Origin of the sequence: Acetobacter suratthaniensis (assembly GCF_017377745.1) — a bacterium.
GTDB lineage: Bacteria > Pseudomonadota > Alphaproteobacteria > Acetobacterales > Acetobacteraceae > Acetobacter > Acetobacter suratthaniensis.
This window is the reverse complement of sequence record NZ_JAFVMG010000013.1, coordinates 1-24,013: the sequence shown is the minus strand read 5'-3', so window position 1 is coordinate 24,013 and position 24,013 is coordinate 1. Positions and strand designations below refer to the sequence as shown.

At 58.9% G+C, this 24,013-nt stretch carries 25 protein-coding genes; 14 read left to right on the top strand and 11 right to left on the bottom strand.

What is annotated here, in order from left to right; translation table 11 throughout:
- The first annotated feature begins 3 nt into the window (after positions 1-3).
- From J2D75_RS11150 to J2D75_RS11115, 8 genes are all read left to right on the top strand, one after another.
- A complete protein-coding gene (locus tag J2D75_RS11150; RefSeq protein WP_207854903.1) occupies positions 4-1,941 on the top strand; it encodes a hypothetical protein in 1,938 nt (645 codons plus the stop codon).
- A 3-nt stretch (positions 1,942-1,944) separates the two neighbouring features.
- Entirely contained in the window at positions 1,945-4,245 is a 2,301-nt protein-coding gene (locus J2D75_RS11145) for a DotA/TraY family protein (RefSeq protein ID WP_207854902.1), read from the top strand.
- 11 nt (positions 4,246-4,256) lie between these two features.
- Positions 4,257-4,706 carry a hypothetical protein gene (locus J2D75_RS11140; protein ID WP_207854901.1) on the top strand — a complete coding sequence of 150 codons (450 nt, stop codon included), beginning with the start codon at positions 4,257-4,259 and terminating at the stop codon, positions 4,704-4,706.
- Positions 4,703-4,993, top strand: coding sequence for a flagellar basal body L-ring protein FlgH (locus tag J2D75_RS11135; RefSeq protein WP_207854900.1), 291 nt, complete (start codon positions 4,703-4,705; stop codon positions 4,991-4,993). The genes J2D75_RS11140 and J2D75_RS11135 overlap by 4 nt, the downstream gene beginning before the upstream one ends.
- A 503-nt stretch (positions 4,994-5,496) precedes the next feature.
- The gene (locus J2D75_RS11130) at positions 5,497-5,865 is read left to right on the top strand and encodes a type II toxin-antitoxin system RelE/ParE family toxin (RefSeq protein WP_207854899.1); all 369 of its coding nucleotides are present in this window, start codon (positions 5,497-5,499) and stop codon (positions 5,863-5,865) included.
- Positions 5,852-6,193 carry an XRE family transcriptional regulator gene (locus tag J2D75_RS11125; RefSeq protein ID WP_207854898.1) on the top strand — a complete coding sequence of 114 codons (342 nt, stop codon included), beginning with the start codon at positions 5,852-5,854 and terminating at the stop codon, positions 6,191-6,193. The genes J2D75_RS11130 and J2D75_RS11125 overlap by 14 nt, the downstream gene beginning before the upstream one ends.
- 130 nt (positions 6,194-6,323) lie before the next feature.
- Positions 6,324-6,599, top strand: a complete 276-nt coding sequence (locus J2D75_RS11120) for an antitoxin (RefSeq protein WP_456304232.1) — start codon at positions 6,324-6,326, stop codon at positions 6,597-6,599.
- Positions 6,596-7,027: a type II toxin-antitoxin system VapC family toxin gene (locus J2D75_RS11115; protein ID WP_207854897.1), complete on the top strand. Its 432-nt coding sequence runs from the start codon at positions 6,596-6,598 to the stop codon at positions 7,025-7,027. The genes J2D75_RS11120 and J2D75_RS11115 overlap by 4 nt, the downstream gene beginning before the upstream one ends.
- A gap of 19 nt (positions 7,028-7,046) precedes the next feature.
- Here the strand turns inward: J2D75_RS11115 and J2D75_RS11110 are convergent, their stop codons facing one another.
- Both J2D75_RS11110 and J2D75_RS11105 read right to left on the bottom strand, forming a co-directional pair.
- Positions 7,047-7,490: a hypothetical protein gene (locus J2D75_RS11110; protein ID WP_207854896.1), complete on the bottom strand. Its 444-nt coding sequence runs from the start codon at positions 7,488-7,490 to the stop codon at positions 7,047-7,049.
- On the bottom strand, positions 7,487-8,482 hold the full coding sequence (locus J2D75_RS11105) for a DsbC family protein (protein ID WP_207854895.1): 996 nt from the start codon (positions 8,480-8,482) through the stop codon (positions 7,487-7,489). Before J2D75_RS11105 ends, J2D75_RS11110 begins: the two co-directional genes overlap by 4 nt.
- Before the next feature lie 129 nt (positions 8,483-8,611).
- Between J2D75_RS11105 and J2D75_RS11100 the strand changes: the two genes are divergently transcribed.
- From J2D75_RS11100 to repC, 3 genes are all read left to right on the top strand, one after another.
- A complete protein-coding gene (locus J2D75_RS11100) occupies positions 8,612-9,085 on the top strand; it encodes an SH3 domain-containing protein (protein ID WP_207854894.1) in 474 nt (157 codons plus the stop codon).
- Positions 9,082-9,819: a transglycosylase SLT domain-containing protein gene (locus J2D75_RS11095; RefSeq protein ID WP_243428708.1), complete on the top strand. Its 738-nt coding sequence runs from the start codon at positions 9,082-9,084 to the stop codon at positions 9,817-9,819. Before J2D75_RS11100 ends, J2D75_RS11095 begins: the two co-directional genes overlap by 4 nt.
- 393 nt (positions 9,820-10,212) lie before the next feature.
- Entirely contained in the window at positions 10,213-11,571 is a 1,359-nt protein-coding gene (gene repC, locus J2D75_RS14655; protein WP_265783002.1) for a replication initiation protein RepC, read from the top strand.
- Between the two features lie 18 nt (positions 11,572-11,589).
- On the opposite strand, the gene J2D75_RS11085 is transcribed toward repC, so the two are convergent.
- Positions 11,590-12,888: a cytosine deaminase gene (locus J2D75_RS11085; protein ID WP_207854892.1), complete on the bottom strand. Its 1,299-nt coding sequence runs from the start codon at positions 12,886-12,888 to the stop codon at positions 11,590-11,592.
- A gap of 44 nt (positions 12,889-12,932) precedes the next feature.
- The gene (locus J2D75_RS11080) at positions 12,933-14,336 is read right to left on the bottom strand and encodes a purine-cytosine permease family protein (protein ID WP_207854891.1); all 1,404 of its coding nucleotides are present in this window, start codon (positions 14,334-14,336) and stop codon (positions 12,933-12,935) included.
- 222 nt (positions 14,337-14,558) lie between these two features.
- Between J2D75_RS11080 and J2D75_RS11075 the strand changes: the two genes are divergently transcribed.
- A complete protein-coding gene (locus tag J2D75_RS11075; RefSeq protein ID WP_207854890.1) occupies positions 14,559-15,443 on the top strand; it encodes a LysR substrate-binding domain-containing protein in 885 nt (294 codons plus the stop codon).
- Positions 15,444-15,543: 100 nt separating this feature from the next.
- Here J2D75_RS11075 and J2D75_RS11070 read toward each other — a convergent pair whose 3' ends face one another.
- From J2D75_RS11070 to J2D75_RS11055, 4 genes are read right to left on the bottom strand one after another with little or no spacing between them, the layout of a single operon-like run.
- The gene (locus tag J2D75_RS11070) at positions 15,544-18,699 is read right to left on the bottom strand and encodes an error-prone DNA polymerase (RefSeq protein WP_207854889.1); all 3,156 of its coding nucleotides are present in this window, start codon (positions 18,697-18,699) and stop codon (positions 15,544-15,546) included.
- Positions 18,692-18,943, bottom strand: coding sequence for a hypothetical protein (locus J2D75_RS11065; RefSeq protein ID WP_243428707.1), 252 nt, complete (start codon positions 18,941-18,943; stop codon positions 18,692-18,694). Before J2D75_RS11065 ends, J2D75_RS11070 begins: the two co-directional genes overlap by 8 nt.
- Entirely contained in the window at positions 18,943-20,463 is a 1,521-nt protein-coding gene (locus J2D75_RS11060) for a Y-family DNA polymerase (protein WP_207854887.1), read from the bottom strand. Before J2D75_RS11060 ends, J2D75_RS11065 begins: the two co-directional genes overlap by 1 nt.
- Positions 20,357-21,145, bottom strand: coding sequence for an ImuA family protein (locus J2D75_RS11055; protein ID WP_207854886.1), 789 nt, complete (start codon positions 21,143-21,145; stop codon positions 20,357-20,359). Before J2D75_RS11055 ends, J2D75_RS11060 begins: the two co-directional genes overlap by 107 nt.
- A 233-nt stretch (positions 21,146-21,378) precedes the next feature.
- Here J2D75_RS11055 and J2D75_RS11050 point away from each other — a divergent pair, with 233 nt between their 5' ends.
- Together J2D75_RS11050 and J2D75_RS11045 are read left to right on the top strand one after the other, a co-directional pair.
- Positions 21,379-21,594, top strand: coding sequence for an antitoxin VbhA family protein (locus tag J2D75_RS11050; protein ID WP_207854885.1), 216 nt, complete (start codon positions 21,379-21,381; stop codon positions 21,592-21,594).
- Between the two features lie 6 nt (positions 21,595-21,600).
- Entirely contained in the window at positions 21,601-22,569 is a 969-nt protein-coding gene (locus J2D75_RS11045) for a Fic family protein (RefSeq protein WP_207854884.1), read from the top strand.
- 25 nt (positions 22,570-22,594) lie between these two features.
- Here the strand turns inward: J2D75_RS11045 and J2D75_RS11040 are convergent, their stop codons facing one another.
- The 3 genes from J2D75_RS11040 to J2D75_RS11030 are packed head-to-tail and all read right to left on the bottom strand — an operon-like array spanning position 22,595 to position 23,916.
- Entirely contained in the window at positions 22,595-23,239 is a 645-nt protein-coding gene (locus tag J2D75_RS11040; protein WP_207854883.1) for a hypothetical protein, read from the bottom strand.
- Between the two features lie 12 nt (positions 23,240-23,251).
- On the bottom strand, positions 23,252-23,596 hold the full coding sequence (locus tag J2D75_RS11035; protein WP_243428706.1) for an HVO_A0114 family putative DNA-binding protein: 345 nt from the start codon (positions 23,594-23,596) through the stop codon (positions 23,252-23,254).
- A complete protein-coding gene (locus J2D75_RS11030; protein WP_243428705.1) occupies positions 23,593-23,916 on the bottom strand; it encodes a toxin-antitoxin system TumE family protein in 324 nt (107 codons plus the stop codon). Before J2D75_RS11030 ends, J2D75_RS11035 begins: the two co-directional genes overlap by 4 nt.
- Between the last annotated feature and the right edge of the window lie 97 nt (positions 23,917-24,013).

Genomic DNA, 24,013 nt, shown 5'->3' with positions numbered 1-24,013 from the left:
ACCATGTCCGAAACACTCTCGGCCGTGCAGCCCACGGCGACCCCATCCTCAACCATGAGTGGCGTGCTGCAGGCGATGGCGCAGCAGCAGCAATCCGTGTCGGAAGACCAGCGCGGGCTGGCGGATCGTCTCAAGGACCTGCAGGAGCAACTCGAAGCCGATCCCTCCTTGGAGAACGATCCGAAATTCGCCACCCATGTTGCATGGCTCATGCAGGACTGGCCGAAATTTAGCGGTACGGGACAGGTGGTGCAGGTGTCGCCGCTTCTCCATGCGGGACTGAATGCGATGGCGGGCCAGTATCCCGGTATGAGTAACCCGCAGATGGCTTCCATGCTCCAGCAGACCGCTGCCATGGGCGATCGCCAGCTTGTCGCGGATATTCGTAATGCCAGCGTGGAGCTGGGCGGTTTGCCTGCGGAGCAGCAGACCTCTTTTCTGATTTCTGCGGGGGTGAACGCTCTTGAGGCCAGAGCAGCTCAGGCCGGTGTCGTCACCGCACCACAGCCTTCTCCTGTTCCTGCCCCTCAGGCTGCGCCAGCCGTGGCGCCATCGGCATCCGTTGGCGCACCTGAAATTGCCTCAGAGAGCGTTGCCCAGATCGAGCCCAGCGTTGCGGATCTGGGGCAGCGCGAAGAGGCCCCGTCCTTCGTTGTCGCGGGAGACAATGAACTGACTGCCGAAGAACTGGCCGCACGCGGGATGAGCGCTGATCATGCCGCGCAGCTAACACCGCCCGGTATGGAAAGCGTTGCGGAACCGGTGTCGCCGGTTGCCGGCAGCGTTGTTGCCGAAAGCACCACGCAGGCGACCGCTCATGAGGCGGCGGCTGAAACGCGACAGGAGGCTGTTGAGCCGGGACGTCCTGCCAGCGGGCAGGACATGGACTACGACAATCAGTCGGCCGGACATGCGGAGATGAATATTCCGTTTAATGATGGCGACGGTGCCCCTTCGTCCCGTGCCGACGAAACAGTCGATGCGACGAGAGGGGAGCCGGAGGCTCAGGCTACGCAGTCTGCACAGGAGGCCAGCCAGACTGCCGGGGAGGAGGCTGTGCAGGCAGGGATGTCGCAAGATCAGGAAGAAGATATCCGCAACAGAGACATGAACAACCAGCAAGAAGCCCAGAACAGGCCTCCTGAGCAGCAGCAAGGAACCCAGCAGCAGCCGAAACAGGCGGAGCAGGCCAACAGGCAGACGGGGCAAACGAAAACCCAGAAGCAGACACAGACTAAAGAGGTGGAACCTGAGGCGGGGCAAGAACAGCAAACACAAGCCTCCGCTCAGGCACAACCTGCCACCCAACCGGCGCAGGCTGCTACCGCCAGTCTGGCGGGGCATGCCGTCTCCAAGGTGGGTAATTTTGCCAAATCATGGCTTGCCAATCAGGGGGCCGCGTCTGACCAACGGCGGATCAACAGTCTGGTCGCCACGGTGGACGGCAATATCCGTATGGCTGATCAGCATTATCAGGACCTCAAACAGGCAGCGGCACCTTTCTTCCAGAAAATGAAAGACACCGCTCGGCAGGAAGGGCTCGAACCCGCAGAACTGATGGCCAGCATGGGGGAGGGCGGCAAGCATCATGGTCTGTGGCAGGAGTTCACCAAATTGCGGCTGTCCGACGAGCGTGTCGGCAAGCCTTACAACGATCTGGCAAACACCTTGCAAGATATGCGGCGCAATCTTGGCTCACTCCAGAGCGAGGCTGCTGAGCGGGGGGCAGCGCAGGCAGAGTCCGTCATACAGCTTGAAGAGCGGGTTGGTAATAAGGCCAAGGATATGGAAGATGTGCCCGGCCGTGATGCGGGGCAAAGCCTCATCAAAAGTATCGGCGGTGCGCTCGAACGGCTCATGGAGAAGGTAAAGGCGCGTTTTTTGGCTCACACCCAGGGACGTGAGCAGGGCCGCGACACCAGCCCGTCCATGGGGGCCTGAGCCATGCGCGGTGTGTCCAAAATGGCGCGGCGGCCGTCATGCGTTCTGGCGGCATTTCTGGGAGGGCTGGTCCTGCTTCATGCAGGGCCAGCCTATGCTGCGAGCGGCTTTGAGAGCGTCAGCTGGGCCGACCTGACAGGAGGAAACGACTGGTCTTCGCGCGTTCTCGACAGCCTGTTCCCTATGGACGGCACCGCGCAAACCGCAACCGGCACGCTCCTGCAATGGTTTACCTCGTTTGTCGCCATTATGGCGGCGTTCTGGATCCTGTATTCCATCCTGGCGCAGATCCACAAAACCGCTGAAACCGGAAAAGTCTTCTCCGCCAGTTTCAATGGCTGGGTGCCTATTCGCGGCGTCGCCAGCGTTATCATGCTACTCCCCGTGCTCAACGGCTTTTCTCTTGGCCAGAACCTGATCGTCAATTTCGCCAAGGCGTCGATCGGCATGGCGGTGATCGAAGAAAATGTCGTCATGGACGCGGTGGGGCCTCAGGCCCTGCCTCTGGCAACGCCCATAATCCCGGGATCACGTCAGGTTGTCCTGGGCGTCATGGAGAGCGAGATCTGCCGGGCGCTGATCAACAAGGCGTCCAATAACCCTGACCTCGTTCCCGAGCCGGCTATCATTGATGATGGCAACGGCACGGTCTCCATCTCCTACAACATGGCGAACGGCAATGGCTCAGCCATGCCGACCTGCGGGCTGGTGTCCATCAGCACGCCCGTGAGGACGGCAACCACCACCGAATATCAGAGCATTGATTTCAGCGAGGTCAGTAGCCAGCAGATTGAGTCCCTCAAAACGCTGACCACCAATATCCGCTCCGGTTTGCAGAACACCATAACCTCTCTCTGGGAAACCCGGGATATTGCCACGCTTGGCACGCTCAACTCGGTGTTCGTAGCGCAGACGAATTACCTCAATGGCCAGCTCACAACCATCGCCTCCAGTGTGGTCTCAGCCGTCCGTAACGCGGCCGGGTCATCGGCGAGCGATAATTCCGCGACCTCAGAGCTTCGCTCCCTCGGCTGGACCGGGCTTGGGGCTTACTATCTCGAAATTTCCCGCCTGAACGCGGAAGTTATTTCTGTATCCTCGATCACGCCTGCCGTCGTAGCACCCTCATGGGCGGGCACAGGTCCATATCTTGGGCAGGATTTGCAACCTTTCATCAAAAGTGTGTCCAGCTATCTCGGTAAAATGGATGCAGCACTCCAGACCGCCGATGCGCCCACACCAAACAGCACATCGCCGCGACTGTATGCCAATGCCCATGTCTCTTCAGACAGCACGGCGATCTGGACGAAGGTGCTGAATTACCTGAACTTCGGCCCTGGCACGCTGGAACTCATCATGAACCATCTGGTTATGGGGAGTTCTGGCTCGGACTGGGTGGATCCGCTTGGGGCCATGATCGGTATGGGACATCTTCTCATCCATCTGGCGCTGACCGCCATTGCGCTGTCAGTGGCAGCCGGAAGTGTTTCTGTCGATGTCGGCGCGGGTATTGTGTCCTTCGTCACCGGCCAGTGGGAAGGTGCGGCCGCGGCCGCGGCCGCGGTGGCGACCTTTCTGAGCGGAACGATTACCCGCCTGCTACCCGTGATTTTTACCGCCTGTCTGTTCCTGCTCACCTCTGGGATCACGCTGGCCTATGTCCTGCCGATGATGCCCTATCTGTATTGGATTGCGGGCGTTACGGGCTGGTTCCTGCTGGTTGTCGAGGCTGTCGCCTATGCGCCTCTGTGGTTCCTCGCCCATATGACGTTCTCAGGCGATGGCATCCACGGCAAAGGTGTGCGGGGTTATGAGGTGCTGTTCACCATCCTCTTCCGGCCGTCGATGATGGTGATCGGCATGGTGTTCAGCTACACGGTGTTTTCCGCCATATCCTGGCTGCTGATGAAAAGCTTTCTGGTCGCCACCACCTTTACGTTGGATCATGGCTATCTCACCGATAACTGGGTGGGCCTGATTGCCATGATCATCATGTATTCGGCCATGGAGATGACCACCGCGACATTATCCTTCCGGCTGATTACGACATTGCCACATCATATGGCCTCCATGGTCGGGTTTGGTGCGGCCAGCCGTGTGGATGCGGAAGACTTCGAGAAATCCGCGACCCGGCCGGTACAGCAGGGGGCCGATACAGGGCGACAGATTGGCACACAGTATCTCGAAGGATTGAAAGACGAGGCAAAAAAAAGTGGTGGAGGGGGGCGTTCTGGTGGTACACTTCCAGCAATGGACACGACAACGGCAGCACAGGTGCGGCCGATTACACAGACCGATGTTTGAGGGCCTGACCCATGTGCAGTGATTTTGTAAATGCCGGTGCATTAGGTGGTATTCGCGGGTCACTCCGGCGGGTGGCTAATGATCTGGAACAGCAGAACCACGCGGTGTCAGCACTTGCCCAGCAGGTGCAGATTGCCAACCAGTGGCAGGTCACGGCTTTCAATCTCCAGAAACAGCTTGCTGAGTGGCAAGCTTGGGGTCGCAAAATGAGAGTTGGCTGGGACCAAGAAGAGCAGGTTTCGGCCGATCTGCGACAGCAGCTTGAGCAATCGCAGGAAGCGCTGCGGACGGAGAAAAAACTGCGGGATGATGAGTTCAATGAGCGTGTTGAAAAATACAACAAGCTCGTGAGAAAATCTAATAAGCTCGTCGCGTGTCTAAACACCATTAAAGCTCAGCCGGGCAACGCTGTGGCGCTGATTACTGCCCTTGAGGCAGAACTGAACGCACAGCAGGCGTGAGAGTTCGTCTCCCCCTATTGGTCTGCGTGCTGGCGCTTTCCGGGTGTGCGCATGGGAATCTGCGTTCCGCGAACGACAGGCCGCTCAAGCCACCGCCGGTGCGTCAGGCGCAGTATGATCCCTATGCGTCTTATGGCTCATCCCCGGCGCACTGGTCGCCCTCTGTCGCCTCGCGTGAGGGTACTATCGTCCGACCCAACGATCCGGCCGATCAAGGCAGTCGCCCAGACTATGAACACGCCAAATGGGCGGTTTCACAGGTTGCAGGGCGCGCGGGTACTTTCTGAGGCAACCCCGTCACAACCGAAAGCTCCATACTGATCGGGAAGAAGGCAATCGCCTGCCCTGATTGTATGGAGTTTTTTTATGTGTGCTGCCCCCGAGGTTTCCGGTACGTCCAATACTGGTGAACGACTATCCCCAATACCCGAGACGCGACAGCCGCCATTGCAGTCCACGCTGGCGGCTTTGTTGTCAGAACACCTGAATCGTCGGGCGGCCAGAACTTTGCGTGAGCGATCCTCAGATGACTAGGACGACCTGCGCGCCGCATGATGAAAGCTGACACCCGACAGGCAGTGCTTGAAGCAATCAAGAAACAGACCGACGCCAATACAAAAAGCAAAGCGGCCCCCGTGCGGCGCTAAAGCGTATGGGAATTGTCGATCGCAAGGGTAATATTGCCGCGGAATATACGCGCGATCCCCGATCCGATGGTATGATGCGGGCGTGACGCATTGACCCGAACTGCTACTTGAATATGCCCTAGAGGGCATATATGCTGTAGTCCATGACGTGGCTGGTCGAACATACCAACGAGTTCGAACTCTGGTTTGACTCGCTTTCCAGCAGTGAGCAGGAGGACGTTTACTCGTCTGGCCTTCTTCTGGAGCAACGCGGTCCTAACCTTAGGCATCCGATGTCGTCTGGCATAAAGGGCGCGCGACACAGTCACATGCGTGAATTGAGGGTTCAGAGCGGAGGAAAACCACTTCGTATCTTCTATGCTTTTGATCCACGCCGTGCCGCGATACTACTTATCGGCGGTGATAAGACGGGCGACGACCGCTTTTACGTCAATCTGGTGCCGGTGGCGGACAGCTTGTACGACACGCACCTGCAGGAACTGGAACAGGAGACGCGACATGACAAACCGTAAGTCACTGGCCTCTCTGGCGGAAAAACTGTCCCCAGAGGCCCGCGAAAGAGCCGCTCTCAAGGCACGCGCTATATCGGATGCCATGGATCTGGCAGAACTGCGGCGTGCTCAAGTGATGTCGCAGAAGCAGATCGCGGCACTCCTTGGGGTGAACCAGGCGTCCGTCGCAAAAATGGAAAAGCGTACTGACATGTATATCAGCACGCTCCGCAGCTACATCGAGGCGATGGGCGGAGAACTGGAGATTGTCGCAAAATTCCCAGCACATGAGGTACCAATCAGAAGTTTCTCTGCAATTGCTAAGGAGGCGGAGACATATTCCGCCTAACCTAGGCGCTTGAGGTCTGATGCCTGCGCACAAGCCCGTCGCGTAGGCCAGCCCGTCATCGCCGTGTAGTTTGTTCTGGAAATTTTAGCCCAATACATATACAATATGGCATATACAAGGAGACGCCTCCATGACAATGCCATCACCGTCTACCTCACGCCCCAGAGAAGTCAGGTTATTTCGCAACAACCGCAGTCAGGCGGTGCGGATTCCTGTTGAGTTCGAGTTGCCGGGAGACCGTGCGCTGATCAGGCGTGAAGGCAACCGGCTCATTATCGAACCGACCGAACGGCCGACAACAGTGGCCGGGCTCCTGGCTCAATGGAAGTCCGAAGGGCCATTGGGGTCGGATGACCAGTTCCCCGCTATTGAAGACCAGACGGCCAGCCCGGAGGATATCTTTTGAACGGATATCTTCTGGATACGAACATCATCAGCGACCTGATCCGCAATCCTGACGGGCTTGCTGCCCGTCGCATCGAGAAAGAAAACCCGAAGACGCTCTTCACCAGCGTGATCGTGGCGGCGGAGCTACGTTATGGGTGTGCGAAGAAAGGGTCTGCCAGACTGCTTGAACGGGTGGAGAGCGTTCTGGGTATTATCCCTGTCCTACCGCTGGATGTTCCCGCTGACGGCGAATACGGCGGTATCCGGGCTGCACTAGAAGCGGCAGGGCAACCAATCGGCCTTAACGATCTGCTGATTGCTGCCCACGCCTATACCCTCAGTCTCACTCTGGTGACGGACAACACACGCGAGTTCTGTCGTATCCGGGGTCTGAAGGTCGAAAACTGGCTGGAAACAGCGTCCCGCGGTAGAACGCGTAAGCCCTGACGCCGAGGGCTTAACAAGCCTACCGGGGCCAGAGGTTCCCGCCCCGCGCGATGAACGCTCCAAAACGCCCCGCACCCCCAGTGCGGAGCATCCAGTTCGAGAAACTGAGCCGCATGAATTCTGCGAGCAGCACCAGCAGGATGACAGCGAACTGCACGCTGGCGACACTCAGCAGCCGTGTTCCCTGATAGGCGCAGGACCAGATCCATACGCCCAGAGCGCCGACAAACAGCAGCAGACAGAGGCGGCCGTTACGCCGTGTCGCCACCAGCGCCCTGATGATGGCGGGATCCATAACGGGTGCCAGAGCCGTATCGATCGCCGAGGCTTCGATGAAGGCTTTGCGGTCTCTCAGATACTGTCGCCACAGGGACACGGAGCGCACGCCCCGCACGAATGGCAGATAAAGGGGAAAGGCCATCCATTTCCCCACCTTCAGTAAGGAGCGTGTCGAGCGCTTCATCGGCCCAGCTCCCGCACCAGTTGCCCTATGTCGCGCGGCACCCCTTCAGTGACATGCGACACCCCGGCCTTGTCGCGCCAGATCAGCGTGGGCGTTCCCCGAACGCCAATGGCATGAGCGACAGCCATGTTGCCCTGCAGGTGGAGAGCCGCGTCGTCCGTGCGGGGCATGTCGTCTGCGACATGATGTAGATCGATAATTTTCCGCCATGCCGCCTCCATCTCGAATGGAACGACTGACAGTAGCGCCGTTGCGGCCGGGGTGCTGGCGCCGCCATTTTCATGGTCGTTGATGGCGATGGGCAGCAGGGCGAGCTGGAGGACGCCGCGTGCGACAAACGGCTCCAGCTCGGCCAGTGCGCGGATGGACCACGGGCAGAGCGGATCGATCACCATCGTCAGACGTGGCGGCCCGTCCTGTCCAATCAGCCCCAAACTCGCCTGACTTAGCCGTTTCGCCAGCGCTGGCGACAGTGTCGCATTGGCGGCTGGAGCGGCCTGTCCGGGCGGTGTCGCACCCGGCTTTGCTCCAGTGATGGTTACGGTGGGGATGGCGCCTTTGATCGGCGCAATGGTGTCGCGCGTGACGTTGTGCCCGTCTTGCTCCCACAGAACGCCCCCAATCAGGGCCTGCCCGTCCGGGGTCAGATAGAACACCCGGAAGATGTCGCCATTGACCGCATACACGCCCTGAAGACCGTGATTCATCGCCCGGTTCCCGATTTCATAGACTGTCGCCCCGGTGCTGGTGATGCGGGTCAGTGCGGGGCTCGCCGCAATTTCTGCGGGCAGGATGAGTCTCGGCGTGGGCACGACAGGCGTGGGACGCAGCACAGGACCAGCATTGGTGGCCGCTGTTTCTGCGGGCGCTGACGGGAGCAGAGGGTGTGTCGCCTCCAGAGGTGGCGGGGAGGGGCACTGCTGGGCCTGCGCCAGCATGGGGAGGGCTACGAGGGTGGTAGCTGCCAGAATGGCATAACGGGAATGTCGCATAGGGGTCTCCTTCTCTCCCCATCATGCGCCAAAGCGTTGTGACGCTATGCGGAACAAAAGACGAACGAAGGGCGTCACAACGGTCTGAGGCATACTGGGGAGAGAGCAACAAGGCAAAGGAGCCACCCCGTGTCGCCCAGATCCATACTGACCCTTACCCTGCTGGCTGGCAGCCTGTTTGCAGGCACGGCCCATGCGCAGGACGTGTCGCCCGCAGAACTCGACCGGCTGTCCGCTGAACGGCAGGAAGCCATCGGCCCGCGCGACTGGGGGCCGCCTGTCGCCGCCGCCCCTGAAGCCCCATTGGTGCCACTGGGAGGGCATGTCACCTGCATGTCGCCCCGCATGGAGTTTGAACCGGTCTATGCCGGTCCAAGTGCCGAGACGAAGCAGGTCGGTGTCGCCCCACCCCAGCTTGCCGTGACCACGACAACCTCAGGCGGGTGGACACGCATCCTGCGCGCCTACGGGAAGGCTGCGTGGATACCGACCGAAGATCTGCAGCCCTGGACGTCCACAACCGCCTCGCCGGGCACACGCTGCACGGTGGCGGGCATGCGGCCTTCTGATGGCATGATCCTCTTCTCGTATCCCGGCGCATGAGGCTGGGTGTCTGTCTGGCCCGCCGGAGCGGGCTTGGCGTTCTGGCTGTGTGTCTTGTCGCACGGCCGGGTGTCGCACAGGTGGCCACGCAGATCGTGCCAAGCGTCGAGGAGACTGGTGCGCCCACCTTCACCTTCCCGGGGGCAGAGACCTCATCCTCAACGGGCACAGGGACATCGAGCAGCACGTCGAGCTACTCAGGCGCCTGGGGTAGCAGTGACGCCATGTCGAAACTGCTGTCGCAGTCCTATGGCGCGGATGCTGTCGCCGCGGCGAAGGCGGCCGGGATCAACCCCGACACACTGGCGGCGTTCGGGCAGATCGAGAGCCATTTTCAGAATACGGGCAACAGTTCGTCCTCAGCCAAGGGGGTTTGGCAGATCACCAATGGCACATGGAACGAATATGCCTCCAAGCTGGGCCTGAGCAGTGCTGATCGTAATGATCCGACCGCACAGGCGAAAGTCGCGAGTGCCATCATCAGCTCCTATGCCAGCTCCGTGTCCAAATCCACGGGCAAGGCCGCGACATCGGCGCAGGTTTATGCCGCCTATATGTTCGGGACGTCGGCCGGATCCAAGATTGCGACCGCAACCAGCAGCACGCCGCTGAGCAGTCTCGTGTCTAGTTCGTCGCTGGCCGCCAACAACATGAGTGGCTGGACGGTTGGACAGTATCTCTCAACCGTCTCCACCCGTATGGGCAGCGGCGCATCCGAGACAGTCACCGGATGAGAACAAAAGTGAAAAAGTTGCGCCATTTTGGACACAAAAACCGCGAAAAAACAGTGATTTACACGACATTTTTGCGTTTTTTGATCTTGTCTGAAACCCTGTACACGGGCAGGTTGAACGGCAGACAGGACGCGTGCTGTGCCGCGAGTCCGAGCCACCCCATTCGAGGCCCGCCAATGACGTAGCCACAAAAAGGAAAACCCTGCCTCTCCCGGTTTGCAGACCGGAAAAGCCAGGGCACCTGTAACGAACCATAAGCTATAGGGGATTAATTGCCCTTTCCCTATAGCCAGCTTCCGCTCGAAACGCAAGCATATTGCGAACGGGGAAGGTTTGTCCGGGTGCCGGTGTCGAGAGGTCTGTCATGACCCATAGTACTGGACCTTTTGAGCTGTGCCCCAGACACATAATGATGACCTCTGCCCGATCCGCAGACGGGGAAAACGTACCCTCACGCCGGCGATGCTGCAGGCGCGAGATGAGCTGCTCGACCCGCCACCGGCTTACCCGGAGAAATACGCCGTCCTGAATACGCTCAGGGCGTTACCGCGTTCCTTTCCGTTGACGCGCACCGCGCGTGGGCTGCTGGAGCGGATGGTGGAGAAGACCCGGCCGGAGAGCTGGGACGCGCTGGAGACGCCCTTCATCTACGCCCACAACGCGACCCTGATGGGATGGACAGGCCTGTCACTCAGTGCGCTGAGACGGGCGGTGCGGGAATTGGCCGAGGCCGGGATGCTCGTACCCTGCGACGGACGGAACGGGCAGAGGGGACGGCGCTGGCAGGGGCAGGATGGGATGTCGCAGGTTGGGTTTAGTCTGGCCTCGCTGCGCTACCGGTGGCCAGCGTTACAGACAGAACTGGAATCCGGCCGCCGGCAGCGCGCGGAAGTCGCGTTTCTGCGTGACGCGATTGCAGATCTGAACGAACAGGTGCGTGTGGAGGCCGAGCGGCTGGGTGATGAGGCGACAGCCCTTGAGGCGGCCCGCGTGATGCGTCTGCGGCGAGGCACGGATCTGATCGAGACGCTGATCGGTTATCACGACACCATGAAAGCGCTCTGGGCGCGCGTTCAACCTGTGGAAAACCCTGCGGAAAACAGCCCCATCAAGCCGCCGAAATCTGCGCAGTGTACCCCTGAAATGGCACCCATGGATGTTCAATCTGGCACCCACTATACAGAGAGAAATAACAAAAAACCTAAAGAGGTAGTTGTAGTAGCGCCCGATGGGCGCAATCGCATTGAAATAATGCGGCGTGAGGGGCAGGTGTTTCCCTCTGAGCCATCCGAGGGGCTGGAAGCGTCCATCCTGCGGGGCTTCCCCGGCACCAGCACGTTTTTCCTGACGGTGTGTCCGGCTTTGCGAGATATTTGTGCTTCAGCGACACCCGATCGTGCCCAGCTTGGTGACGCGGCCGAACTGCTTTCGGGCCAGATCGGCATTGGCTACCAGTCATGGAAAACCGGCTGCATCGCTCTGGGACGGTTCGAGGCGGCGGTCGCGGTGATCGTCATGGCGACACGCAAGGATCAGGGCGAACAGATCCGTCACCCCGATGCGTATTTCCGGGCTCTGGTTGAACGCGGTGTGCGCGGAACACTCCATCTCGACCGCAGCCTTTACGCCCTGAAGGACACCTTGGCGCAGGATGTGTCGCAGATGTCTGGGCGTTCGGCAGGTCCTGCGTTGCAGTCGGTTCTTAATCAAAGAATGACAAAGAACCGACAACATCCAGTCGCCAGAGAGTAATGTTGGTTATGATGGTAATTATTTTCCTATTTTTTGCTCAAGGTCAGCTCGTGTGAAATCGACATCAAACATGTTGCCATCAAACATCACACGACTTTTGCGGGGGGCAGCACTTGCAATGACGGCTCCGCGACGAATCACGTACAGACGTTCAGACCGTAACCGTATAGCCTCCGCTTCATCTGCAGCTTGCAATACTACCAGACTTGCCTCAGATCCAGGACGGATTTCGTAATGTGTCAGACCCAGAATACGGGCGGCGTCGGTTGTAACTGACTGAAAACATGCTCGCATTTCATTCTGCCCTGTCATCTGCGCGACATGCAGACCCATGCTGGCGACTTCGAGCATATCATGACTGCCAAGCCCGTACCACGGGTCCATGACACAGTCATGACCGAACGCTACGGCTATGCCAGCCTGCCGCAATTCCTTGACCCGCAGCAAGCCTCGCCGCTTGGGATAGGTATCATGCCGCCCCTGAAGGGTAATGTTAACCAGCGGGTTGGCAATTGCTCCAAGCCCGGCTTCTGCTATGAGCGGTATCAGTTTGCTAGCGTAATAATTATCCATTGAGTGCATGGACGTCAGATGCGATCCCGCCACACGTCCCTGAAGGCCAAACCGAACTGTTTCAGCTGCCAGTGTTTCAACATGACGAGAGTTCGGGTCATCAACCTCATCACAATGCATATCGACCTGTAGCCCTTTTTCGGCCGCCAGTCGCATAAGCTGTCGGATGCTGAGTGTGCCATCTTCATACGTTCGCTCGAAATGCGGAATGCCACCAATGACATCCACTCCCATATCAAGTGCGCGCATCAGATTAGGCTGCGCATTAGGGGCGCGCAGAAAGCCATCCTGTGGGAACGCAACAAGCTGGATATCGAGCCAGTTTTTCATATCCTCTCGCAGTTGAGTTAGCGCCTGCACACCCAGCAGTCTGTCATCGCAGATATCGACATGCGAGCGGATTATCAGTGTGCCGCGGGCAATGGACCATAGACAGAGCTTTTTTGCATACTCGTAAATGGACTGCATCGTCAGGTCAGGCCGAAGTTCACCCCAGAGGGCAATTCCTTCAAGCAGTGTGCCAGTTTCATTCGGTCGTGGCTGTCCAGCACGTAAGGCATAATCCATGTGCATATGGGCATCGACAAAGGGGGGAGTTACAAGGCAGCCTGTAACATCGATTTCCTCATGGGCTTCTCCCTGTAAACCCGGTGATACTGCGGCAATCCGCCCGTTCTCTATCCCGATATCGATACCACGCTCACCCCCTGGCAGCGTCGCCCCACGCAAAAGCAGATCAAACATGTATAGAATCCTGTTTTCAAGAAAATATATTTATTATTAAGACTCTATTCTGTATCTTGAGTCTCGATCTGCCCTCTGGCCAGAAGCCAGTAAGTCAGTCCCGCGGACACAATGCCGGTTTCAAAACTCAGGTCACCCCACCCCAGAACATGGACCATCAGTGGGCTTGAAAAGGTTTCAGAATTTGAAAAAACGACCGAAACGACAATGCCCATAAAGAACGCTATCATACCAGGCCAGAACACACCCTGACGGTACCAGTAAGCACCCCCAGACCATTGCATGATCGCATCAGGCTTATAACGGCCACCACGCAGGAAATAATCAACAATCATAATTGCGGCCCATGGGCCTGTCCAGAACACCATCGTATTGAGAAAATTCTGATAGACATTGAAAAAATCGCCTGAATAAACAACGGCAATACGCATACAGATGGTAAAAATGGTAATGATCGCCAGCGAAGCAATACGGCTCAACGGTAGACGCAAGGCCAGCAGGCCCAGACTGGCTGTATAACCATTGGGGACATTAGCCGCCACGCCACCAAAAATAACCGCTAGCAGCAAGGGCACCACAAACCACGTAGGCACGAAATGTCCAAGTTGACTCACAGGATCATTCCCCAGACTGCCCCCCACAGCAACCGCCAGCAGCAGTCCGATCACTTCGCACAGGCCAAGGGCTACAAACTGCCCTAGCCCCGCGGCAAGAGCGATCCGTTTCCAACTCATCGATTCAGGAAAATAACGGCTATAGTCTGAGGCGAAGTTGGTCCACCCTATGGGGTAGGAAGCTACAACGCCAAGAGCCAGCAACCATGTACTGAATGAGCCTTGCTGCTGGTTAATCGTAGAAAGCACATCAACGGAGACATGTGGAACCACGAAAAACGCCAGCGCTACGAACAACATGCCCAGTACGATAGCGCAAATACCTTCGGCCGCAATAATGGTCGCATGGCCGTAAACAGCGATAGCCACTTCCGCCACCAGCACCACTATGAGCGCCAGCCATTCATAGCCTGAGCCGCTGCGACCCGCGATTTTGAACAATTCCTCCAGAGCCTGTGTTGCGATGATAGAGTTGATTGAAAACCAACTCAGAGCGGAAACGACACTCACGGCCTTTGGTAGCATCGCCCCCAACTGCCCAAAGGCAGGCCCTGAGCCCATCATGCTTGATGTGCCAGTTTTTGGCCCATGGATCGACGTCAGCCCTACCATCGTGCAACCAATCACGTTGCCGATTAAAATGGCTGCCAGTGCCTGAAAAAAAGTAACACCCATTTCGAGTGTAAAAGCACCAGTAACAATGACAACATAATTGACATTGGCACCAACCCATAGCCTGAATAGCTCAAAAGCGGAGCCATGGCGCTCGGTGCGGGGAATGGGCTCAATCCCGTGGCGTTCGATCGAACCGATCTTGTCGGTCGTGTCAGTCATTGTGCGGGTCACCACACAGCCTTTCGTTTTGGAAACAGAACATTATATGCCGTGCACGTGCGCTAACTGCATCCGACAAAACCGAACCCAGTGTTGCTCGCGCAACGGAAGAGTGAAGGGATAAAAATACGCTCTGTCATTGAGTTATATTCATCTATAAATGATTGTCAAAAGACAAAAAATAACTATCATCATGAAATTAATTCACTATATGGGTTGGCAATGAGAGCTCTGCCACTTAATGCGCTACGCGTATTCGACGCAGTTTTTCGACATAGAAGCTTCCATGCTGCTTCTGTCGAACTGAATGTCACCCCTTCGGCCATCAGCCATCAGATGCGCGCCCTTGAAGACTGGCTGGGCCTGCGCCTGATAGAACGTGGCAACAAACAATTGAAGTTCGGAGCAAATGCTGTTGCTTTGGCCAGCACAGTGCATCTTGCATTTTCTGACATTGCCGTAGCTTGCGAAAGTCTGCGCAAAAAAAGTGTCAAGCCACAACTGACAGTGGCAGTCATACCCTCTGTCGCCATTTGTTGGCTTATTCCGCGCCTGCAAACCTTCCGTAATCAGTTCTCTCATGTAGAACTGAAGATTATGTATGCAATTTTTGGTCAGAAACTGAATTATGACGAGATTGATCTCGCCATTGTTTATGCTCAGGAACCACCCGTTGTAAAAGATTTTGAAACAGTTTTTTTCTTGTCTGGTGCCAGCGTACCTGTTTGCAGTCAGAGTTTCTTGCAAAGACTGCCAGATCAATCCGCTCTGCAAGGTGTAACCCAAGACATGCTTTTGCATGATACCGACACATCTGGCTGGAAGGAATGGTTCGGGCAAACATATCCAGAGAGACTGGAAGGTGATAACGCGGAAATTGTTTTCGAGGACTTTAACCTGCTCCGCGTTGCAACATTGGCAGGTCAGGGCGTTGCTTTATGCCCCCCGGATCTGATTCAGGATGATCTCGTCAGTGGTCGCCTTGTCAAACTCTCTGATCGATTAATTAATACTCAATTTGATTACTTTATTATCTATCGTAGGGGACTAGAACAAACACCGTCAGTTACATTTTTTGAATGGATTATTAATACAAAATCGGCTTAAAAAGTATTTTCCATAACCTCTTCGCATTGGATTAAGGTTCATCCTACTGAAAAGCGTAATGATCAATCCAACCGAAAGTGCGAACATCCGGACGGAGCCTCTAACGGAAATCCCGCGAGTTGCTGGCAATCTCTCGCCCGCTTTCTTCGCCAAGACGGGCAAGCGTGGGTTGCAAGTCCTCGACAAAGCGCACGACGAGATGGATCACGTCGCCTTCGCGCTGGAGGCGGCCGTGGGCGGCGATAAAGCCTGATCCCACGACAATGGCCCGTTGTGCGGCAATGCGATCTTTCCACAGGACGAGATTGGCCGTGCCGGTTTCGTCTTCGATCGTCATGAACATTACGCCTTTGGCGGTGGATGGCCGCTGGCGCATCAGCACCAGTCCCGCAACCCGGACGAACGCGCCATCACGGGCCTGCGCCAGATCGGCGATAGGGATGATCTCCTGTCGTGCCAGGGTGTCGCGCAGAAAGCTGACCGGGTGGGCACGTAGGCTCAGCCCTATGGCATGGTAGTCTTCCACAACCGCACTCCCGGCTGCGATTTCGGGCAGGTTCGGATCTGGCTCCCAGAGTTCGGGTGTCGGTGCGTTCCGCCCCCGATCGGCGGCTTCGAACAGCGGCAGCGGGGCTGCGCCCAATCCCTTGAGTGTCCATAAAGCCTGTCGCCTGTCTGCCCCCAGTGTGCGAAAGGCATCCGCTTCGGCGAGTTTTTCCAAAAGGCCCAGCGGCACATCCGAACGTCGCCAGACATCATCCAGACTGTCATACCCCGCCCCACGGGAGAGGATCAGCCGGGCCATGGCGTCACAGGACAGTCCCGACACCAGCCGGAAACCCAGACGCACCGCCTGTCGCGATCCGTCGCGCGAGGCCTCTAATGTGCAGTCCCAACGCGAGGCATTGATACAGACCGGCCGGACTTCCACGCCATGCTCGCGTGCATCGCGCACGATCTGGGCCGGGGCATAAAACCCCATGGGCTGGCTGTTGAGCAGGGCGGCACAGAACACATCGGGGTAGTGGCATTTGAGCCAGGCCGAGGCGTAGGCAATCAGCGCGAAACTCGCCGCATGGCTTTCGGGAAAACCATATGCGCCGAAGCCTTCCAGTTGTGTCCAAATTCGCGCAGCGAACGCCGGATCGTAACCGTTGGCAATCATCCCGCTCAGCAGCCGCTCTTTCATGTGGTGGACACCGCCTGTGGAGCGAAAGGTTCCCATGGAGCGCCGGAGCTGGTCGGCTTCCCCCCCCGTAAAGCCCGCGCAATGCACGGCCACCTGCATCGCCTGCTCCTGAAACAGCGGAATGCCGAGTGTTTTGCCCAGAATACGCTGCAGGGCAGGGCTCGGACAGTCCGGGGCTTCTTCGCCCGCCCGGCGCCGCAGATAGGGATGCACCATATCGCCGGTGATGGGACCGGGCCGCACGATGGCGACCTGCACGACCAGATCGTAGAAGGTGGCGGGCCTTGTGCGCGGCAGCATGGCCATCTGCGCGCGGCTCTCGATCTGGAACGTCCCCAGCGTATCCGCCCGGGCGATCATCTGATAGGTCGCCCGGTCTTCAGGCGGGATCGCCGTCATGTCGAGTGTGCGGTGGTAGCGCGACTGGATGAGTTCAAAACAGCGCCGCAGACAGCCGAGCATACCCAGACCCAGCACATCGACCTTCATCATCCGCATCCGGTCGATGTCGTCCTTGTCCCAGACCAAGGTCTGGCGTTCCGCCATGGCGGCGGGGCGCACTGGCACCAGCTCATCGAGCCGGTCGGCGGTCAGCACAAACCCGCCGGGATGGGTGCCATACTGCCGCGGGAAACCCACCAGCTGACGGGCAAGCCGCAAGACCATGCCAAGCCGCCTGTCATCAGCGGACAGGCCAATCTGCCCGAGCCGTTCGGCAAGCAGCGCATCGTCATGCAGGACAGAGGCCAAATGTTTCGACATCTGCCCCAGAAGATCCTCTGGCAGACCGAATGCCCTGCCGACTTCCCGCAGCGCCCCTTTAGGCTGGAAACGCATAAGGGTGGCGCACAGGGCCGCATGGGAGCGGCCATAGCGCCGATAGATCCACTGGATCACTTCCTCGCGCCGGTCGGCTTCGAAATCCACATCGATGTCGGGCGGCTCCTGCCGCTCTTCGGAGACAAAGCGTTCGAAAAGAAGGCCCGAGCGGACAGGATCAATGGCGGTGATCCCCAGCACGTAACAGATGGCGGAATTGGCGGCCGATCCACGCCCCTGACACAGGATACCGCGTGAGCGGGCATAGGCGACGATTGTGTTCACCGTCAGAAAATACGGTGCGTAATCAAGGCGCGCGACCATGGCGAGTTCATGATCGAGCTGCTGGCGCACATCGGCCGGCGTGCCGGTTGGATAGCGATGGGGCACACCCGCCTGAACAAGGCGTGTCAGAACCGCCTGTGGCGTTTCTCCACTCCCTTCGGTCTCATCGGGATACTGGTAGCGCAGATCCTCCAGCGAGAAACGACAGGCGGCGGCGATCTCCTGACTGCGGTTCAGCGCCTCTTCATAGCCGGGGAACAGGGCACGGATCTCGCCCGGGTCGCGCAGATGGCGCGAGAGATGCCGGGTGCGTTCCGCGCCCAGGGTGTCGAGGGTGCGATGGCACCGAATAGCCGTCATCACGTCATGGAGGTTCTGGCGGGACGGGTCATGCCACAGCACATCCCCAGTGACGACAGGATGCGCGCCGTTTTGGACACAAAGCTGGGCAATCCATGCCAGCCGCTCGCTGTCATGTGCCTCAAAGCGGCGTGTGAGTGCTACATAGGCCGGGCCATCGTCTTTCTGGGGGGCTAGTTCTGCCAGCCGTTCGATGTCGCCCGGCAGGTGCTGGTCATCGGTGGGAAGCAGAATCAGGATCAGAGCCTGTGCTTCACGCGTCAGATCCTGCCAGCGGAGCTGGAACGCATCATGCGGGCCACGCCGCGCGCCCAGCGTGAGCAGACGGCACAGCGATGCCCAGCCAGCCCGATCCCGTGGATAGGCGAGCAGGCTCGCACCCTCTTCCAGCTCCAGTCGTGCTCCCGGAATAAGGCGCAGACCGTGTTCCGTGGCCGCGTCATGGGCGCGCACCAGTCCAGCCACCGAATTGTAATCGGTGACGCCCAGTGCCGTGTATCCCAGCGCACTGGCCTGCCGCATCAGCTCATCGGGATGGCTTGCGCCCCGCAGGAACGAGAAACAGGTCGCGACCTGCAGCTCGACATAGCCTGCCTCACTCACGGCGGGTCTCAGCCGGGTGCGGGTGGGCTGAAGCCGTATGGCTGGTAGTGTCCTGCACACGGCACAGGACAAAGCCACAGCATTCAAGATGGGCGACCAGCCGCTCAGCCACCAGTCGGGCCATCAGCTCGTCCGCGTCATGCACGCGGCGGCGGCCGTCATGGCAAAGCGCGTGCATGAGGGCATCCGCGATGTCGTCTGTACGCGCCGGGCGCAGGCCGGGGAGGTCAGACGGGCGCTGCATCAGAAAAGCCCATGCAGGAACCATGCGGCCTGCCCTATCACTGGCCCCGCGCCATCATGGCCGGCGAACAGCCAGAAGCGTTCGCCCTCAAGGGTCTCGGCCACCCAGTAATCCCGCGCACGGGCTCCCAGGCGATCATGCCACCAGTCGCTCCAGACCCGTTCCGGCCCGATCAGCCCGTGAATGGTGTGGCGGGTGCGGCCCCACTGGAAGGCTTTGGGGGCGCCATCCGGCCAGAAGGCCCTGACGGTGATGGGGCAGGGAGCTGGGAGCAGCCGGGCTGGTCTTGGCCCATGGGAACAGGATGGGGGGAGTTCATCGACCCTCTGCACGCGCTCACCGCCCGTATAGGCCTGTTCGCGTTCGGGGAACTGGCTGGTGCCAGTCTGCAGGCGTGAGAGGCTTTGAATCCCGACCCGGCCCATCAGACGCTCAAGGAGGGCAGGCAAGCCCGTGGGATCGGTGGCAGGCGTCAGCCAGTCCCGGTTGGCCGGGGCATCCAGAGGGGCCGTTTCTGTCGCGCTCAGGGTGAAGGCCTCGATCCCGAAGCCCGGTTCGATGGTTTCGATCCGTTCGCCCAGCAGACGGTTCAGGCGGACAGGATCGGCACTGGCGTTCGACAGTCCGAGCTGAAGGCGCTGTGTCGTGCCATCGACCCGCATGCACTGCACCTGCAACTGGCGGGCACCGTGGTTCCGGCGGGTCAGGGCCTCAGTCAGTTCGTCCACGAGCTTTGCCAGCGCGCGGGCAATGGCCGGGGCTGTGCTGATCGGTTCGACCAGCGTGCCAGAGACGCGGAAGGCCTGCGGTTCTGCCCTGAAGGACAGGGGCTCAGGCAGACGCCCCATCGCCTGATCGATCCGATCGGGCAAAGCCTGTCCGAACCGCCGCGCCAGAGGGGCGCGGGGCCTGTCGAGAAGCTGGCCGACCTGCACAAGACCCAGCCGGCTCAGGGTGTCCAGTGTTTCAGGCTCAAGCCGCAGGCTGGCCAGAGGCAGATCGCGCAGAGCGGTCGCCTGTCCCCCCGGGGGAATGAGGGTGAGGGGGTGGCGGCTGCTCCGGGCGACAGCCGCCGCCGTGGCTGCGGTGTCCGCCAGTGCGATCCGCGCAGAATAACCGGCCCGCGCGAGGCGGGTAAGCAGGCGTTCAGCCATCTGGTCCTCGCCTCCAAAAAGATGATCGCAACCGGTCGTGTCCACCCACACCCCATCCGTACCGTCCATGGCTGTGAGGGGAGACAGCCACTGGCACCACAGGGTGAGCGCCTCCAGCGCCGCCTGATCGGCGGCAGGCTCAGCCTGCGCCACATGCAGGTCAGGCTGCATGGCCCGGGCCTGCGCCAGCGGCATCCCGTGACGGATCCCCAGCCGCAGGGCTATGGGATCAGCCGCCGTGACGACAAGCCGGCCACGCTCAGGCGCGTAGAGGGCCAGTCCGGTACGTGAAGGGGCTGGCTGCTGTTTCTGGTGTCGCTCGATCGACCAGAGGGGCAGCCACAGGGAGAGAATACGTCGGGTCATGGCGTGTCGGGGTGATGATCCAGGTGCCGCCCGGCCCACTGCGATGGCGCAGCAGTTCGACAGCCCAGCGCTCCGCGCCGGCAACCGGAGAAAGAGAGGGAAGGTCGGTGCGCAGCGCCGAGGGGCTGCCGCCGATCCGCCAGCGGGTCATGCTGGCGCTGGCAGGTGGCTCACTTACCGCGGCCGCCGTGCGACAGAGCAGGAAGCCGCTGACCTGGCTTCGACTGGCGGCCAGCACGAGGCGGCGGGACTGGGTGAGCGAAAGCGGTGTGCGCAGATCCGCGACCAGGGCACAGACCCCGCGCTCGTTCAGCACGTCCTCGCACAGAGCTTCCAGACCGCCCTTGCGGGTAGTGACGCAGAGCAGGCGACCGGGATTAAGGCCCGACTGGCGGATGCCCGGGGCGGACAGGTCGGGATAGTCTTCACTCGCCCAGATCACCGGCCCGGTCGTGCGGGCCAGCACATGGGCGACAAAGGCGGCTGAACGGGAGCCATAAAGGCTGTCGCGTCCGGTGCTGAAGACTTCATGCACGCAGCCCCGCGCCAGACCACCGTCCAGATGGGCATCAAGAGCCGCAAACCCGGTTGGCAGTCTGTCGGCCGACACAGGTGGGAGGGATTCCATCCGGCGGATTTTCTCGCGCAGAAGGGCCAGCGTATCTGTCTTGTCCTGGTGCATGGGATGGCTCCTTTACACCCTCTGGCTACACCAGAACAAAAGAGGAACACAAGCCTATTTCAGCCCGAGCGAGGTCCGATGTCGCTATCCGTCTGATCTGGCGGGGAAACTGATACAGCCCGCCCTGAGTGACTCGGTTCTGATGTTTATGGTGCCTGCGCGGGCAGCAATATCGGTGACAAAGTGAGGCGGATGTGGTAAATTTCTTTCTGTAATCAGGAGAACTCTCGATCATGACCCTTTCTCAGGAAGACATTATGCGGCGGCAGCAGGAGGTTCAGGAGGCTCTGGCCAGCGCTGCACGAGAAGGACAACCAGCTTCTCCAAAAACTGAGGCGGATATGGAAGCATACGCGCGGGGTGAAATCACCACAGACGAAGTTCGCCGTCGCATTCTGGCAAGGTTGCACGCTGACCCGCGCTATAAAAAAGCCACCAAAGCGGCGTAGCCATAGGTGGCTGATCCTTACCTTCAGTCCGATGGAGCGACGTTAACCAACAAGCTTGGCATCGTTGGCAACCCACAACTCCTTACTGAAGTCGAAGCCGACTATGCTCTTTCTCGTGAAGCTGAAATTCGCAGAACTGGTTATCCCGACAAGCAGGGCGTCGATCTTCTCAAAGCCATTCATCAACATCTTTATCAGGATGTGTATGAGTGGGCGGGCGAATTCAGGCAGGTCAACCTCTCGAAACAGGCATTTGCCCAGAGTGACGACGCCACGACCTTCTCGCCTCCCTCACGGCTGGCGCTGGAACTGGGGCTGCTTTTCGAACGGCTTGCCGCTCAGGACAATCTGAAAAATCTTTCCCCAGCCCTCTTTGTCGAGCGGCTGACGCCGCATTTCGTTACCCTGAATCATATTCACCCCTTCCGGGAAGGGAATGGCCGTACACAGACCCTATTCTGGCGCAAGATCGCCAGGGACGCCGGACACGAGCTTTCTTTTTCGGTGGTTTCGCGCGAACGCATGATCGCGGTGTCGATCGCAGGTGAACTGGGAAACACCACATCGGTGGCGCACATGCTTTCTGATGCCATTGACCCGGCAAGACGCACTGCATTGCATCGTGCCATTACGTTTTTGGAGAACGCCCGTAAAAAGGGCAGTCCGGTTGACTGGCAGGAACGGTTTATCGCAACGACGGCGCCGGGTCAGGCTTACGAAGGCCAGCTGATCGGGAAAAGTGGACAGGAGTTTCTGTTTGCGTCCAGTGACGGACTTTACGTTGGCTGGACCAAAGACCTTCCCCAGCATGGCAAGGACCTTGCGCCGGGAAGTTTTATTACCTTCGACGCATCATGGTCTCCATCAGGAGACCAGCCGCGTGAGCAAACTCTGTCACCCTCAACGGATGTACACCGCAATCGCCAGTCACTGCCGACACGGCACCCGACCCGCGACTGGCCAGAGCCAGACTGATCACCGCCGAACCGCGTGCTCCCCATTACGCTGACCGGTCAGCGGCTTTCCATGCATCGAGAGAAACGACCTGCCGCGTGACCAGATCCTGACGGGCAGGCCTTGTGTCGTTGCTGGCAAGAGTGGCCGGCGGGGGCGGGTTTGCTTTACGGTAGGCATCGAACACTTTGCCAAAGGCTTCCCATGCACCTGCAATCCAGTGTCCGCTTTCCCATGCCTGATGCAGAGCCACGGCTGCGGCTTCCCGTCTGGCACGGAAAACGGGATCGCTCAGCCTCTGCTCGACAGTCGTGTTCTGTGTAATCTGCTCGATCTGGAAGCGCTCATCTTCTGCCTGCGCCACCAGTTCCAGAAAGGCATCGACTGTTTCCTGCAAGCAGAGGCGCGCGTGCTCCTGCAACGCCTCGAAATCTGCGAACATCGAAAAATCGGTGCCTTGGACTTGGGCCCGGACAGCACGGGCTCCCTCGCGCCTGACAGCCTCAGCCTTGCGGGATAAGCGCCGGCCACCCGCACGGAGTGTTGTCGCGACAGTTTCGGTATCTGGCGTGAGCTGAAGGACCGTCTCAATCGTCCGCTCCGCCAGCTTTTCGCGGCCAAGGCGGCGGACTGAAGTGCTCAGTGTAAGCGTTGGCTTTCTATCGACCACGGAAGATGCGTTGTCTGTCATCCAAGCGAAATATCAGGCGGCTCTGGTCAGTGTGAAATCGACATGTACGGCATCATACGGGAAGATCACCTGACCGTTTTCCTCCCGGTCCAGAACCCCAGCGGATAAAAGGGCCTGCACATCGCCATGAACGGCTTTGACGTCACGGGCGACACGACGAGCCACTTCCCGAATGGCCATACTGCCCTGACCCGTCATCGCGCGGAGAATATCCCACCGCTTCACGGTCAGAACGCGCCAAAGCAGTTCAACATTGCCAAAGCTGATGAACTCTCCGACCTCTTCTCCGCGAAATGCAGCTGCTGCCCGCCGTTTTGTGTCTTCTACAGAGGACACACCAAGAGTAACCGTTCTCATTGTTTTTTCCTCCATTCATCGACGTCCAACCAGAAATCAGCAAGAAGCGCCTCGCAGTCTGAAAACAGATAGGGCACTTCGTTTTCGTCGATATGTTTGTGATCACCTTTGCCTGCTTCATTGTCATACCGAAGCACACAAATCTGCTCAGCAACCAGCACCAGACGATACTTGAACAGGTGTGCACTCCCCCTAAGGGGAGAGGGAACGCGCCAGACGACAATTTCCACAAAGGCAGTCGTCGTGAGAGCAGTGCGTTCGCGGAATAATAGCGTCGCTTTCATGTTGGAGTCAATGACAACAATTGTGAGCGTCGTCAATCTTCGCCAGATATCATGTGGAGGGTTCTAAAAACCCCCTGGTTTTGAGGTCTTCTGTATGATTTTATTTCTTCTGCGTTGATTGAGGGAGTGGCGT